We start from the raw sequence: 14,065 nt of genomic DNA on the forward strand, positions 1-14,065 counted from the left end.
ACGCAGAGGTGGCCGCGCTTCTAGAGCCCCCCTCTGCCGATACGCTCGATAAAACGCCACAGCGCCTCGTCGTGCGCATACGGCGCGTTGAAGCGGAACCATGCGCTCGGCGCATCGTCGGGACGGAAGTAGGAGCCGGGCGCAAGCCAGATGCCGTGCGCGAGCGCGGCCGTCGCGACCTCGCCGGCGCGCTCCGCTTCGATCGGCAGACGCGCCCACACGAACAGCCCCGCGCGCGGCCGATGAAACACCTCGACGCCGAGCGCATCGAGCCGCTCTTCCAGCGCGACGTGCGCGAGCTTCAATCGCTCGTTGACCGTTTCGACGTGGCGCGCGTAGCGCCCTTCGACCAGCACCTTGTCGACGATCCGCTCGATCGCCTCCGACGACGTCAGCCCGACCGCCATCTTCGTGCGCGCCAGTTCGCGCAGCACCGCCTGCTCGGCGACCACGTAACCGCAGCGCAGCGCCGGCGTCACCGTCTTCGAAAAGCCGCCGACGTACACCACCCGCTGCAAACCCTCCATCGCCGCGAACAACGGCGCACCGGGCGGCGCGAGTTCGCGGCTCACGTCGTCCTCGATCACCCAGATGCGCTCGCGCTCGGCGATCTGCAGCAGTCGGAACGCCGCCGCCATGCCGAAGCTCGCGCCGGTCGGATTCTGCAAGGTCGTGTTGACGAAGATCGCCTTCGGCTTGTGTCGCGCGACCAGCGTTTCGAGCACCTCGGTATCGACGCCGGCCAGCGTGCGCGGCACGCCGTGCACGACCAGCCCGGCCAGCTTGAGGATCTGCAGCAGGTTGCCGTAGCCGGGATCTTCGACGATCACCGCATCGCCCGCGCGCAGCAGCGTGCGCACGATCAGATCGAGCCCCTGGGTCGCGCCCTGGGTCAACAGCACATTGGCGACGTCGACCGGCAGGCCGAGCCGGTCGAGCTGTTCGGCGACGCGCTCGCGCAGCGGCGCGAACCCATACGGATGACCATAGTCGCCGAGGCGCGCGGCCGGCACCCGGCTCAGCGCGCGCAGCGCGTGCTGCAGGCCGCTCTCGTTGATCCATTCGCTCGGCAGCCAGCCGCAGCCGGCCTTGATCGGCACGGAGTGATCGGCGAACACGTCGGACAGCAGCCAGGTCGCGGTCAGGCTCGGCGGCTGCCAGTCGGCGGCGGCCACGCGCGGGGACGACGGCCGCGCGGCGACGCGATAGCCGGAGCCGCGGCGCGCGACCACGAGGCCCATCGAGACCAGCCGGCCATAGGCCTCGGTCACCGTGAAGGTGCTCAGCGCGTGGCGCTGCGCGAGCTGCCGCACCGACGGCAGCAGCGCGCCGGCGCGCAGCGATTGCGCGTCGATCGCGCGCGCGAAGGCTTGCACGACCTGTTCGACGAGGGTCGGTGCGCCGCGCCGGTCGCGTTGAAGGTCCAGTTCGATCATGTGGCAAGCGAAAGCAAAGGAAAAGCGGCAAACGGGAAAGTGGGCCGCGACGGCGACCGGGTCGGGTGGGTGCAGTGACGGCAGCAGGCTGCGTGCAGACTGCCTCTTGCGGCCTCGCGCGACCTCTTGCGGCCTCCCGCGAAGCAATACAGTTCACGCGAATCCGCCAGCACAGTTAGCACCACACTTCATCGACTGTGCATGCCGCCATTAAACCTCGGACGCTACAGTTTGGCTACGCCGCAGCCACCCACTTCGAGGAGATGCCATGACTTCGCGCCCCGTGATCGACGATCTGTCGTCCTTCTGGATGCCGTTTACCGCCAACCGCCAGTTCAAGGCCGCGCCGCGCCTGCTCGAATCGGCAAAGGGCATGTACTACCGCAGCACCGATGGGCGCGAGATTCTCGACGGCTGCGCGGGGCTGTGGTGCGTGAACGCCGGTCATAGCCGCGACGAAATCGTCGCCGCGATCACGCAGCAACTGTCGACGCTCGACTTCGCGCCGACCTTCCAGATGGGCCACCCGCTCGCCTTCGAAGCCGCGAGCAAGGTCGCCGAGCTGATGCCCGCCGGCCTCGACCGGATCTTCTTCACCAACTCGGGCTCCGAATCGGTCGATACCGCGCTGAAGATCGCGCTCGCGTATCACCGCGCGCGCGGCGAAGGGCAACGCACGCGCCTGATCGGCCGCGAGCGCGGCTATCACGGCGTGGGTTTCGGCGGCATCTCGGTCGGCGGCATCGCGCCGAATCGCAAGACTTTCTCGGGCGCGCTGCTGCCGGCGGTCGATCATCTGCCGCACACGCACAACCTCGAACACAACGCGTTCTCGAAGGGACAACCCGCGTGGGGCGCGCATCTGGCCGAGAAGCTGGAGCGCCTCGTTACGCTGCACGACGCGTCGACGATCGCCGCGGTGATCGTCGAGCCGGTCGCTGGTTCGACCGGCGTGCTGATTCCGCCGCAAGGCTATCTGCAGAAGCTGCGCGAGATCTGCACGAAGCACGGCATCCTGCTGATCTTCGATGAGGTGATCACCGGTTTCGGCCGTGTCGGCCGCGCGACCGCGAGCGAGTATTTCGGCGTCACGCCGGACCTGATTACGCTGGCGAAGGCGATCAACAACGCGTCGATTCCGATGGGCGCGGTCGCCGCGAGCCGCACGATCCACGATACGGTCGTGAACGGCGGCGCGCCCGGCGCGATCGAGCTGTTCCACGGCTACACCTATTCGGCGCATCCGGCCGCGGCCGCCGCCGCGATCGCGACGCTCGATCTGTACCGCCGCGAACAGCTGTTCGAGCGCGCGGCGAGCCTCGCGCCGACGTTCGAAGCGGCCGCGCATGCGCTGCGCGGCGCGAAGCACGTGAAGGACGTGCGCAATCTCGGCATGGTCGCGGGGATCGAACTCGAATCGCGCGACGGCGCGCCGGGCGCGCGCGCCTACGAGGCGTTCGTCAAGTGCTTCGAGGCGGGCGTGCTGATCCGCTTTACCGGCGACATTCTCGCGTTCTCGCCGCCGCTGATCATCGACGAAGAACAGATCGCGCGCATCTTCCGTACGGTGGGCGAGGTGCTGGCGACGGTGCAATGAGCGGGCAGTAGCCCCCGTACTAGCCGCGCGGTAGTCATGATGAAGTCACCGCACGCGCCAAGGCAGGCGCGTGCAGACCTCGCGCCCGCTAGTTCACCCTGCTGGCGCGCGGCCATCCTTTTCAAACCCGCACGGCGGCAAACCCGCTGCACCCCACCCGCCCCCGCATCGCATCGCGTCAGTGATGCGCGCGCGCCGCCCGCGTCCGGGAGGCCTTCTTCGCCGCCGCCGAGCGTCCCGCCGCGCCCTTGGTCGCGGCCGCCTTCTTCGCCGCCGCCGAACGGCTCGCCGCGGGCCGCTTCGCCGCCGCCGACTTCGCCTGCTTCGACATCGCCGTCGGCGACGCGCCGGCCTGACTCTCGCGCTTCAGCACGCGGCTGCTCACGCGCGAGCGTTTCGCGCTCGACTCCGTGCTCGCGCTCTTCTTCGCCGCGCCGTCGTGCTTGACCTGCTGGCCCGCCGCGCTGTCCTTCTGCGCTTTCTTGCGGGTCGCCGCGCTCGTCGCGCCCGGCTTCGGCGGCTTCACGTCGACGCCCGCGCGACGCGCCTCCGACAGCCCGATCGCGATCGCCTGCTTCGCCGAACGCACGCCGTGCTTGCCGGCGCGCACCTTGTCGACCTGTTCCTTGACGAACTCTCCCGCTTGAGTGCTCGCCGACTTGCCGGCGCGTTTATCGGCAGCGGCACGCTTGAGGGTTTTCTGCTCTGGCATGACAGTTCTCCGGTTGTGGCTGTGGCCTTGTGGTTCAGCAACGGCCGTGCCGGAGGTCGGTGCGCGCGTGCGTGGCGCAGCGGCTTTGCGAAGGCGATGCGCTTTCCGAGGCCACGCTCGCGGTGGGATTTGCCGCCGGATTCACTACTGGATTGGCCAAAGAATTCGCCGCGAGCCACGCCGCCCCCACTCGCGGCAAAACTCGCGCGCGACAGCCGGACGGCGTATGGTGATAGGCAACGGGCGGCACAGGAGCGGCAGCGGGTCCGCCCCGACAGCTCTGCATCGGAGAAGACTCATGAAGATACCTACCGTTCGCGCGGGTGCGCACATCGAAGGCGTGCACTGGGTCGCCGAGTACGTCGAAGATGTTCACGAAATTCGTGTGTTTCGCGAGGGGCAGGAGGTGGACGTGCACAACGCGCCATCCACGCTGTTCGGCGACGAAGAGAACGCGGGCTCGAAGAGCACCGCCGATCATCGCGCGATGGAAGCCGCCGTGCTCGCGTATCTGAAACGCTTCGTCACCGAGCACGACGCGGAGGAATAGGGTTGGCAGGCACGCGCTGCGGCACGTCGCAGCGCGCTTCGTCGTCCGCTTTTGCAGCCTACCCGCGGCCACCAGGACCGCGAGAGTTGCGAGTCACGAGGTTGGCGCGCGGCGGTCGTACGCGGCCGATCCAACGTCAGCCCACCGCCGGCTCAAGCCGCGCAGCAAGCTCGAAGTTGCGCAACCTTGCGCGGACCGGCCACGCACCCGCCGCGCATCCAACGCACCCGCCGCGCACCAGCCCCTCAATCCGCCGGCCGCAGCTTCTTGACCTCGGCATCCGACGGCTGCACGCTCGCGCCGTCGATATAGCGATACGACGTCATCACGCCCTTGCCGTCCTTCACGCCGGTCACGCCGACATACGCGCCCATCGTCGACTGGTTGTCCTGCGCGCGGTAGGTGATCGGCCCGAACGGCGTCTGCACGTTGAGCCCCTTGAACGCGGCGGCGAGCTTGTCCGGATCGGTCGAGCCGGCCTTCCTGATGCCGTCTGCGATCGACATCAGCGCCGAGTAGCCGACCACCGAGCCGACACGCGGATAGTCGTGATACCGGGCCTGGTACGCTTCGACAAACTTTTTGTTGGCGGCCGTATCGATCGAATACCACGGGTAGCCGGTCACGATCCAGCCGGTCGGCGCCTCGGCCCCCAGCGGATCGAGGTAGTCGGGCTCGCCGGTCAGCAGCGACACCACCGCGCGATCCTTGAAGAGCCCGCGCGTATTGCCCTCGCGCACGAACTTGCCGAGATCGGCGGCGAACAGCACGTTGAAGATCGCGTCGGGCTTCGCGTCGGCGATCGCCTGGGTCACGGCGCCCGCATCGACGTTGCCGAGCGGCGTCGCCTGTTCGACGACGAACTGCACGTCCGGCTGCGCGGCCGTCAGCAGCTTCTTGAAGGTCGCGACCGCCGACTGTCCGTACTCGTAGTTCGGATACACCAGCGCCCAGCGCTTCTTCTTCAGCTTGGCCGCCTCCGGCACCAGCATCGCGACCTGCATGTAGGTGGAAGGACGCAGACGGTACGTGTATTTGTTGCCATCGGCCCAGACGATCTTGTCGGTCAGCGGCTCGGCGGCGAGGAAAAAAATCTTCTTCTGCTTCGCGAAGTCAGCGAGCGCGAGACCGGTGTTCGACAGGAAACCGCCGAACAGCAGCTGCACCTGCTCGCGCGCGATCAGCTCCTGGGCGACGCGGATCGTATCGCCGGGGTTGCCGTTGTCGTCGCGCGAAACGACTTCGAGCTGCTTGCCGAGCACGCCGCCCGCCGCGTTCACCTGCTCGAGCGCGAGATTCCAGCCTTGCTTGTAAGGCCCGAGAAAGGCCGGTTGCGCCTTATAGCTATTGATCTCGCCGATCTTGATGGTCTGCTGGGCGCTCGCGCCGAGCGCGGCGAGCGAGCACACGGTCGACACCATGAGGCGAGAGATCCATCCTGCGCGCGTGGTCATGCGTTTCTCCATGATCTTAAAGATTGCTGCTTTTTTCGGGTTCGGGATTCGTTCGGGAATTCGGGCGGTCGACGGTTTGAAGCGTTTGAGGCGGCTCGCTAGCCGCCACGACAAGCCGGCATCGTACCGAGTTCGGGCCGTGCGGGCGAGCCGGGGTCTTACCCGATCGCGTCACACGCTCAGATAAGCACGCCTCACGGTTTCGTTCCGTGCGAGTTCGCCGATCGTGCCGCTGAAACGAATCTGCCCTTTTTCGAGCACATACGCGCGGTCGCTGACCAGCTCGGCGAAGTGCAGATTCTGTTCGGACAACAGAATGGACAGCCCTTCGCGCTTCAGTTCGAGAATCATGTTCGCCATCTGTTCGACGATCACCGGCGCGACGCCTTCGGACGGTTCGTCGAGCAGCACCAGATACGGATTGCCCATCAGCGTACGCGACACGGTCAGCATCTGCTGTTCGCCGCCGCTCATCTGGCCGCCCGGACGCGTCGGCATTTCGCCGAGATTCGGAAACAGGCGAAACAGCTTTTCGGGCGTCCATTGCGGCGCGCCTTCGCGCGGCGGCTGGCGGCCGGTGTCGAGGTTTTCCATCACCGTCAGGTCCGCGAACACACGGCGATCCTCGGGCACGTAGCCGACGCCCATCCGCGCGATCCGGTACGGCGCGAGCGCGCCGATGTTCTGGCCGCGAAACGTCACCTCACCCTGGCGGCGCGGCAGCAATCCCATCACCGCTTTCATCGTCGTCGATTTGCCGGCGCCGTTGCGGCCCATCAGCGCGACCACTTCGCCACGGCCGACTTCGAGGCCGACGTCGAACAGGATATGCGCGCGGCCATAGAACGCGTTGAGGCCGGAGACTTTCAGCATCGGTTCGCTCATTGCCGCGCCCCCTGACCGTTCTGCGCGCCGCCCGCCGCATCGTGCGGCGGCGCATGCGGACGGAACGTCTTGCCGGTGCCGAAATAGACTTCCTGCACGCGAGCGTCGTTGCGGATCGTATCGGCATCGCCCTCGGCAATCAGCTTGCCGCGCGCGAGCACGATCATCCGGTCGGCGTACGCGAACACGACGTCCATGCTGTGTTCGGTAAACAGCACGCCGATCCGGTGCTCGGTCACGAGACGTTTGGTCAACGCCATCAATTCGTTGCGCTCCTTCGGCGCCATGCCGGCGGTCGGTTCGTCCATCAACAGCAGCTTCGGGCGGTTCGCGAGCGCGATCGCCAGCTCGACGCGCTTCACATCGCCATAAGCCAGCACGCCGCACGCGCGCTTCGCATGCGCGCCCATGCCGACCTGTTCGAGCAATGCGAACGCTTCGTCGGCATAGTGCGAACCGGCCGGCTTCCACAGGCCGAAAATCTTTTTCTCGCGCGAAACCAGCGCCATCTGCACATTTTCGAGCACCGTCATCGAGTTGAAGGTCGCGGCGATCTGGAACGTGCGGCCCACGCCGCGCCGCCAGATTTCGCGCGGCCGCATGCCGACGAGCTCATGACCGTCGAGCAGGATCGAGCCCGACGACGGCGGTAATTGTCCATTGACCATGTTGAAGCAGGTCGACTTGCCGGCACCGTTCGGCCCAAGCAGCGCCAGCAGCTGGCCCGCTTCGAGATCGAACGACACGTTATCGACGGCCTTCAGGCCACCGAACGATCGCGACAGACCGCTGACGCGCAGCAGGCTCATAGGCCCTCCTTGGCCGCGGCGGCCGGTTGCGACGATCCCTTGCCGCCATTGGCGCTATCGGCCTGATCGGCATGCGCATCGCCGAAACGCTCGCGAATAAAGCCGACGATGCCCTGCGGAAACGCGATCACCAGCAACAGGATCGCGACGCCGAGCAGCGCCTGCCAGTAGTCGGTCTGCCGCGCGACCGTATCCTGTAGCCACGTGAACACCGCCGCGCCGACGATCGGCCCGCTCAAGGTCTGCAGGCCGCCGAGCAGCACCATCACGAGACCGTCGACCGAACGGCTCACGCTGATCGCTTCCGGCGAGATATTGCCCTTCGAAAACGCGTACAGCGAACCGGCGAGCCCGCAAAACAGCGCCGCAATCACGAACGACGCCCATTGCACGCGCTTCACGTCGATGCCGATCGCCTCGGCGCGCAGCGCGGAATCGCGCGACGCGCGCATCGCGTAGCCGAGCGGCGAGAACAGCATCCGGCGCAGCAGCCACACGCCGAGCACCGCGCACACGAGCGTCAGGTAATAGAACGCGACCGGCGACGACAGCCAGGTCGATGGCCATAGCCCGAGAATGCCGTTGCTGCCGCCGGTCACGTCATCCCACTGGAACACGACCGACCAGACGATCTGCGCGAACGCGAGCGTCAGCATCGCCAGATAGACGCCGGAGAGACGCACGCAGAACCAGCCGAACACGAGCGCGCCGACCACCGCGAGCAACGGTCCGAGCAGCAATGCGGCCTCCATCGACAGATTCAGCACTTTCAGGAACAACGCCGCGCCGTACGCGCCGAGTCCAAAGTACGCGGCATGGCCGAACGAGTGCAGACCGCCGGGGCCCATGATGAAATGCAGGCTCGTCGCGAACAGCACCGCGATCAGAATCTCGACCAGCAGCACCGGCATATACGGAAACGTGTTGGCCGCGAGCGGTGCAAGCACGAGCCCCAGCAACACGAATGCGGCGAGCCACTTCAGACGTTTGCCGGCCGGGCGCAATGGCGCTTCCGGTGCGCCCATCGCGCGCACCGCAGCGCTTGCGCGGCCCAGCAGACCCCACGGCCGCACCACCAGCACGATCGCCATCACGACAAATTCAGCGACCAGCGTGAAGCGGCTCAGCGACACGCCGACGCCGAAGATCGTCACGTGGCCGATGCCGATGCACAGCGCCTTGATCTCGGCGATCAGCAGTGCCGCGACGAACGCGCCCGGAATCGAGCCCATCCCGCCGACCACGACGACCACGAACGCGTTGCCGATCGTCTCGAGATCGAGCGACAGATTCGCGGACATGCGCGGCCCCTGCAGCGCACCGCCGAGTCCCGCGAGAAACGCGCCGACGAAAAACACGCCGGTAAACAGCCACGCCTGATTGATGCCGAGCGCGCCGAGCATCTCGCGATCCTGCGTGGCCGCGCGCACCAGCGTGCCCCAGCGCGTGCGCGTCAACGCGTACCACAACAGCAGCAGGACGACCGGACCGATCCCGATCAGTGCGATATCGTAGGTCGGCAGCGGATGGCCGAGAAAATCGACCGCGCCGGCCAGATGCGGCGCACGCGGGCCGAACAGATCTTCGGGGCCCCACAGCCACAGCGCGGCATCGCGAAAGATCAGCACCAGCGCAAACGTGGCGAGCAGATGGAACAGTTCCGGCGCCTGATAGATCCGCCGCAGCACGACGACTTCGACCAGCGCGCCCAATACCGCGACCGCGAGCGCGGCGGCCAGCACCGACAGCCAGAAACCGCCCGCCGTGTGTCCATAGCGGCTCGCGATGCTGTACGCGACGTAGATGCCGAGCATATAGAACGAGCCGTGCGCAAAGTTGACGATGCGCGTCACGCCGAAGATCAACGACAGACCGGCGGCGACCAGAAACAGCGTCGACGCGTCGGCAAGTCCATTGACCAGTTGTACCAGCAAGTTCGAAAGCATCGTGATCCTCGGCGGCTTGCCGAACGACGAGGGATCGGCAGGCGTAGCAGCGCGTGCGGCACCCTGCGCGCGCGTCAAAGGCAGGACACTACCAGTGAATCATCCCGCATCACAACCCACTCGAAATCTACGCCGAAGCGCGCCGCCCTGCGCGGCGCTCGACGCATAAAAAAACGCGCGCCAGGTTCGCCTGGCGCGCGTTTCCCGATCGGTAGCGGATCGGCGGCAGATTAGCAGCGGATTGCCGCGCCGTTACGCCTTCGCAGCAGCAGAGGCGGCAGCCGCGTCGTCCTCGCGGAACAGCTTGTCGGCCAGATGGAACGCCGAGTTCGCCGCGGGCACGCCGCAATAGATCGCGGTTTGCAGCAGCACTTCCTTGATCTGCTCGCGCGTCACGCCGTTGTTCTTCGCGGCGCGCAGGTGCAACGCGAGTTCCTCGCTGCGATTCAGCGCGACCATCATCGCGATGGTCAGCAGGCTGCGCGTATGACGCGGCAGACCATCGCGCGTCCAGATCTCGCCCCACGCATAGCGGGTGATCAGGTTCTGGAATTCGTCGGTCAGCTCGGTGCGATTCGCGAGCGAGCGGTCGACGTGCGCGCTACCCAGCACCGCGCGACGCACGCCAAGTCCGGCTTCGTAGCGGTCTTCGTCGTTCATTTCGCCTCCGTCAGGAAGTCGATCACGGTCTTCGTGAATTCGTCGACCTTCTCGATGTTCGAGATGTGCGATGCGTCGAGCTCGACGTAGCGTGCACCCGGAATCGACTGCGCGAGTTCGCGGCCTTGCGCGGGCGTTGCGGCCAGATCGTGCGTACCGCTGATCACCAGCGCCGGCAGCTTGATGCCGGGCGTTTCGGGGCGCAGGTCGGCGGCGTCGATCGCGTCGCAGTTCGATGCGTAGCCTTCCTTATCCGTATGCACGAACACGTCGCGGATCATCGCCAGCACGACCGGCTCGCGTTCGATGAAGTCAGCCGTGAACCAGCGCGGCAGCACCGCGTCGGCGAGCGCGAGCATGCCTTCGTTGCGAGCCTTCGCGGCGCGCGGCACCCACACTTCCGGCGACCCGATGCGCGCGGCCGTATTGCACAGCACGACGCGCTCGAAGCGATCGCCATGACGCGCGGCGAGCGCGATGCCCGTGAGGCCGCCCATCGACAGGCCGCAGAAATGCGCGCGCGCGATCTTCAGCGAATCCATCAGACCGAGCACGTCGCCGGTCAGTTGCTCGATCGTGTACGGACCCTTCGGCGCTTCCGAATGACCGTGACCGCGCGTGTCGTAGCGCAGCACGCGGAAGTGCTTCGACAACGCCGCGACCTGCGGCGTCCACATGGACATATCGCTGCCGAGCGAGTTCGACAGGATCAGCCACGGCGCGTGGCCGTGACGGTCGCCGTCGATGCGATAGTGAAGCTCGGTGCCGTTGACTGCGGCGTAGGGCATGCCGGTTACTCCTTGGAATGGGCGCGCTGCGCGCGCGAGGTGTGAAGCGCCAGCGCGGCGTCGACATATGCGTGCGCCTGGCCGACGTATTGAGCGGGATCGAGCAACTGCTTCAGGCGCTCGGACGAAAGATGCTGGGTCACGGCGGGGTCGGCGGCGAGCACGTCGTAGAGCGTCTTGCCGTCGGCGATCGCCGCTTTCGATGCACGCTCGACCAGATGATGCGCGTCGAGCCGGCCGATCGAATCGCCGAGCGCGAGCATCACCGCTTCGCCGAGGATCAGGCCGCGCGTAACGTCGAGATTCTTCGCAAGGCGCGCGACGTTCACGTTCAGGCCCGCGGCGATCTGTTCGATGTTCGCGAGCGCGCCGCCCGCGAGACGCGCGAGATCCGGCAGCGCGTCCCATTCGGCCTGCCAGCCGCCGAGCGCGCGCTCGTGCTCCTGCACCATCCCGGCGAACACGGTGGCAACGAGGCCAGGCGCGCGCGTCGCGGCGGTCAGCACGGCCGCGCAGCCGACCGGATTGCGCTTGTGCGGCATCGTCGACGAACCGCCCTTGCCGGCCGCGGCCGGTTCGGCGAGTTCGTCGATTTCGGTTTGCATCTGCAACGACACATCGCGCGCAATCTTGCCGAGCGTGCCGATCAGCATGCCGAGCAGCGACGCCGTTTCGGCGATGCGATCGCGCTGCGTATGCCACGGCAGCGTCGGCACCGCGAGGCCGAGTTCCTTGGCGAGCGACTGCGTGACCGGGAGAGCCGCGTCGCGCAGGCTCGCGAGCGTGCCGGCCGCGCCGCCGAATTGCAGCACCAGCACGCGCGCGCGCAATTCATCGAGGCGCTCGCGATGGCGCAGCAGCGCGTCGAGCCATTGCGCGAACTTGAGACCGAGCGTGATAGGCAGCGCCTGCTGCAGCCACGTGCGGCCGATCATCGGCGTCGCGCGATGGGCGGCCGCAAGTTTCGCGATCGCGTCGCAGGTGGATTGCAGACCGCTGTCGAGCAGCTCGAAGGTGTCGCGCAGTTGCAGCACCGTCGCGGTATCGATGATGTCCTGGCTCGTCGCGCCCCAATGCACGTATTTGCCGGCTTCCGCGTCGGCGGCTTTCACGCGCGCGGTCAGTTGCTTGACGAGTGGAATCGCGAGGTTGCCGCCAAGCGCGGCATCGCGCGCGAGCGCATCGGCGTCGAGCTGATCGGCCTGACAGGCGGCTTCGATCGCGGGGACGGCGGCGGCGGGAATCACCTGGTGGGCAGCCGAAGCGCGCGCAAGCGCGGCTTCGACGTCGAGCATCCGCTGCAGCGTGGCACGCGGCGCCCAGATGTCGTTCATCGGCTGTGTGCCGCAAAGAAGGCCAGTCAGACGGGCGCTGGAGTCGAGCATGGTGACGTCGATGTTCGAGGGGAATCGGAAATGAAGAAGCGATGCCGCGGGTGGCGTGGTGAAGCCGACGCCGTGGCGGCATGGCAGTGCGAACGACCTGCGGTAATACACGCACGTGCCGCAGCGCATCGCATCGCATCGCATCGCATCGCTGCGTATTGTGCGCCAAACGCGACCCGCACGTCGCCGAAGTTACCAGGCCAGCGCTGCCGAGGCATTGCCTCGCCAGTGCTGGCCCGTTCGTGTACCGCCGTTAAGTCGAAGCGCCCGGCGCGGCCGCCATGCGAACCGCCGCCGCGACGCCTCTGCCAGCCATCAAGCCGCGCGCGCGGCCTGGGTGCCGTCGGTCATCGGCACTCCGGTCAGCTTCTGCAGTTCGTCGAAGCCGATATCCGTGAAGATCTCGCGCACGACGAGGCCTTCCTTCGTCACGTCGATCATCGCAAGGTCCGTATAGACACGGGTCACGCAACCGATACCGGTGACCGGGTACGAGCATTCGGCGGTGATCTTGCTTTCGCCCTGCTTGGTCAGGTGTTCCATCATCACGTAGACCTGCTTCGCGCCGATCGCGAGGTCCATCGCGCCGCCGACCGCCGGAATCGCATCCGGTGCGCCGGTGTGCCAGTTCGCGAGGTCGCCCTTGGCCGACACCTGGAACGCGCCGAGCACGCAGAAGTCCAGATGGCCGCCGCGCATCATCGCGAACGAATCCGCGTGATGGAAGTACGCGCCGCCCGTCAGCAGCGTGACGTGCTGCTTGCCGGCGTTGATGAGTTCGTCGTCTTCCTCGCCCTTGGCCGGTGCCGGGCCCATGCCGAGCAGACCGTTTTCGCTGTGCAGGAAGATTTCCTTGTCGGCGCCGAGGTGGTTCGCCACCAGCGTCGGCACGCCGATGCCGAGGTTCACATATGCGCCTTCAGGGATGTCCTGGGCAACGCGCTTGGCCATTTCGTCGCGGGTCAGTTTTTTCATGTCGGTCTCCGGTTCAGGCAGCGGCGTCGTGAGGATTCGCAGCCGGGGCATGTGCCGCTTGCGGCACTTCGATCACGCGTTGCACGAAAATGCCGGGCGTGACGATCACTTCCGGATCGAGTTCGCCGAGCGGCACCACTTGCGACACCTGCACGATCGCCGTTTTGGCGGCGCTCGCCATGATCGGGCCGAAGTTGCGCGCGGTCTTGCGATAGGTCAGGTTGCCCCAGCGGTCGCCCTTGTATGCCTTGATCAGCGCGAAGTCGGCGTGCAGCGGCGCTTCCAGCACATAGTGCTTGCCGTCGATCAGACGGGTTTCCTTGCCTTCGGCCAGCTTGGTGCCGTAAGCGGTCGGCGTGAAGAAACCGCCGATGCCGGCGCCCGCCGCGCGGATACGCTCGGCGAGGTTGCCCTGCGGCACGAGTTCGAGTTCGATTTCGCCCGCGCGATAAAGCGCGTCGAACACATACGAGTCGGTCTGGCGCGGGAACGAGCAGATGATCTTGCGCACGCGCTTCGCCTTGAGCAGCGCCGCGAGGCCGATGTCGCCGTTGCCGGCGTTGTTGTTGACGATGGTCAGGTCGCGCGCGCCCTGCTCGATCAGCGCGTCGATCAGCTCGGACGGCATGCCGGCCGTGCCGAAGCCGCCGATCATGACGGTCGCGCCATCGTGAACATCGGCGACCGCCGATTGAAGAGTCTCGAAAATCTTGTTGATCATGTCGAATTTCCTTTGGGGGCGCTACGTGCCGCTGGGCTGATAGCCCTCACCGACGAGGCTCGCGGCAAGGCTCGCGCGGGAACAGTCTCCGGGCCTGCTGGCGACGGCTCGCGCGCTGGAGAGCGGGCTGACGCCTGCGGTTGGTTC

At 66.7% G+C, this 14,065-nt stretch carries 13 protein-coding genes; 2 read left to right on the top strand and 11 right to left on the bottom strand.

The features are described 5' to 3' along the window. Positions 1-20: 20 nt before the first annotated feature. Positions 21-1,436: an aminotransferase-like domain-containing protein gene (locus tag HHL14_RS27690; RefSeq protein WP_169500789.1), complete on the bottom strand. Its 1,416-nt coding sequence runs from the start codon at positions 1,434-1,436 to the stop codon at positions 21-23. Positions 1,437-1,704: 268 nt separating this feature from the next. Between HHL14_RS27690 and HHL14_RS27695 the strand changes: the two genes are divergently transcribed. Continuing rightward, complete coding sequence (locus HHL14_RS27695; protein WP_169500790.1) at positions 1,705-3,033, top strand: aspartate aminotransferase family protein; 1,329 nt, start codon at positions 1,705-1,707, stop codon at positions 3,031-3,033. Between the two features lie 178 nt (positions 3,034-3,211). On the opposite strand, the gene HHL14_RS27700 is transcribed toward HHL14_RS27695, so the two are convergent. Beyond that, positions 3,212-3,745: a DUF6496 domain-containing protein gene (locus HHL14_RS27700; RefSeq protein WP_169500791.1), complete on the bottom strand. Its 534-nt coding sequence runs from the start codon at positions 3,743-3,745 to the stop codon at positions 3,212-3,214. 298 nt (positions 3,746-4,043) lie between these two features. Here HHL14_RS27700 and HHL14_RS27705 point away from each other — a divergent pair, with 298 nt between their 5' ends. Then, complete coding sequence (locus HHL14_RS27705) at positions 4,044-4,295, top strand: hypothetical protein (protein ID WP_169500792.1); 252 nt, start codon at positions 4,044-4,046, stop codon at positions 4,293-4,295. A gap of 245 nt (positions 4,296-4,540) precedes the next feature. On the opposite strand, the gene HHL14_RS27710 is transcribed toward HHL14_RS27705, so the two are convergent. The 9 genes from HHL14_RS27710 to HHL14_RS27750 form a co-directional block, all read right to left on the bottom strand. Next, complete coding sequence (locus HHL14_RS27710) at positions 4,541-5,749, bottom strand: ABC transporter substrate-binding protein (RefSeq protein ID WP_169500793.1); 1,209 nt, start codon at positions 5,747-5,749, stop codon at positions 4,541-4,543. A 171-nt stretch (positions 5,750-5,920) separates the two neighbouring features. Continuing rightward, positions 5,921-6,634 (bottom strand): ABC transporter ATP-binding protein, encoded by a 714-nt coding sequence (locus HHL14_RS27715; protein WP_169500794.1) that lies wholly within the window; start codon positions 6,632-6,634, stop codon positions 5,921-5,923. Further along, a complete protein-coding gene (locus HHL14_RS27720; RefSeq protein ID WP_169500795.1) occupies positions 6,631-7,443 on the bottom strand; it encodes an ABC transporter ATP-binding protein in 813 nt (270 codons plus the stop codon). Before HHL14_RS27720 ends, HHL14_RS27715 begins: the two co-directional genes overlap by 4 nt. Then, positions 7,440-9,389, bottom strand: a complete 1,950-nt coding sequence (locus HHL14_RS27725; RefSeq protein ID WP_169500796.1) for an ABC transporter permease — start codon at positions 9,387-9,389, stop codon at positions 7,440-7,442. Before HHL14_RS27725 ends, HHL14_RS27720 begins: the two co-directional genes overlap by 4 nt. Positions 9,390-9,641: 252 nt before the next feature. Continuing rightward, positions 9,642-10,049 (bottom strand): 4-carboxymuconolactone decarboxylase, encoded by a 408-nt coding sequence (gene pcaC / locus HHL14_RS27730; RefSeq protein WP_169500797.1) that lies wholly within the window; start codon positions 10,047-10,049, stop codon positions 9,642-9,644. Next, positions 10,046-10,837, bottom strand: a complete 792-nt coding sequence (gene pcaD / locus HHL14_RS27735; RefSeq protein ID WP_169500798.1) for a 3-oxoadipate enol-lactonase — start codon at positions 10,835-10,837, stop codon at positions 10,046-10,048. Before pcaD ends, pcaC begins: the two co-directional genes overlap by 4 nt. 5 nt (positions 10,838-10,842) lie before the next feature. Next, the gene (locus tag HHL14_RS27740) at positions 10,843-12,222 is read right to left on the bottom strand and encodes a 3-carboxy-cis,cis-muconate cycloisomerase (RefSeq protein WP_169500799.1); all 1,380 of its coding nucleotides are present in this window, start codon (positions 12,220-12,222) and stop codon (positions 10,843-10,845) included. Positions 12,223-12,537: 315 nt separating this feature from the next. Further along, the gene (locus HHL14_RS27745) at positions 12,538-13,197 is read right to left on the bottom strand and encodes a 3-oxoacid CoA-transferase subunit B (RefSeq protein WP_169500800.1); all 660 of its coding nucleotides are present in this window, start codon (positions 13,195-13,197) and stop codon (positions 12,538-12,540) included. Between the two features lie 13 nt (positions 13,198-13,210). Next, positions 13,211-13,918 (bottom strand): 3-oxoacid CoA-transferase subunit A, encoded by a 708-nt coding sequence (locus tag HHL14_RS27750; RefSeq protein ID WP_169500801.1) that lies wholly within the window; start codon positions 13,916-13,918, stop codon positions 13,211-13,213. Positions 13,919-14,065 lie beyond the last annotated feature (147 nt).

The sequence above is a fragment of the Paraburkholderia antibiotica genome (assembly GCF_012927125.1).
Lineage (GTDB): Bacteria > Pseudomonadota > Gammaproteobacteria > Burkholderiales > Burkholderiaceae > Paraburkholderia > Paraburkholderia antibiotica.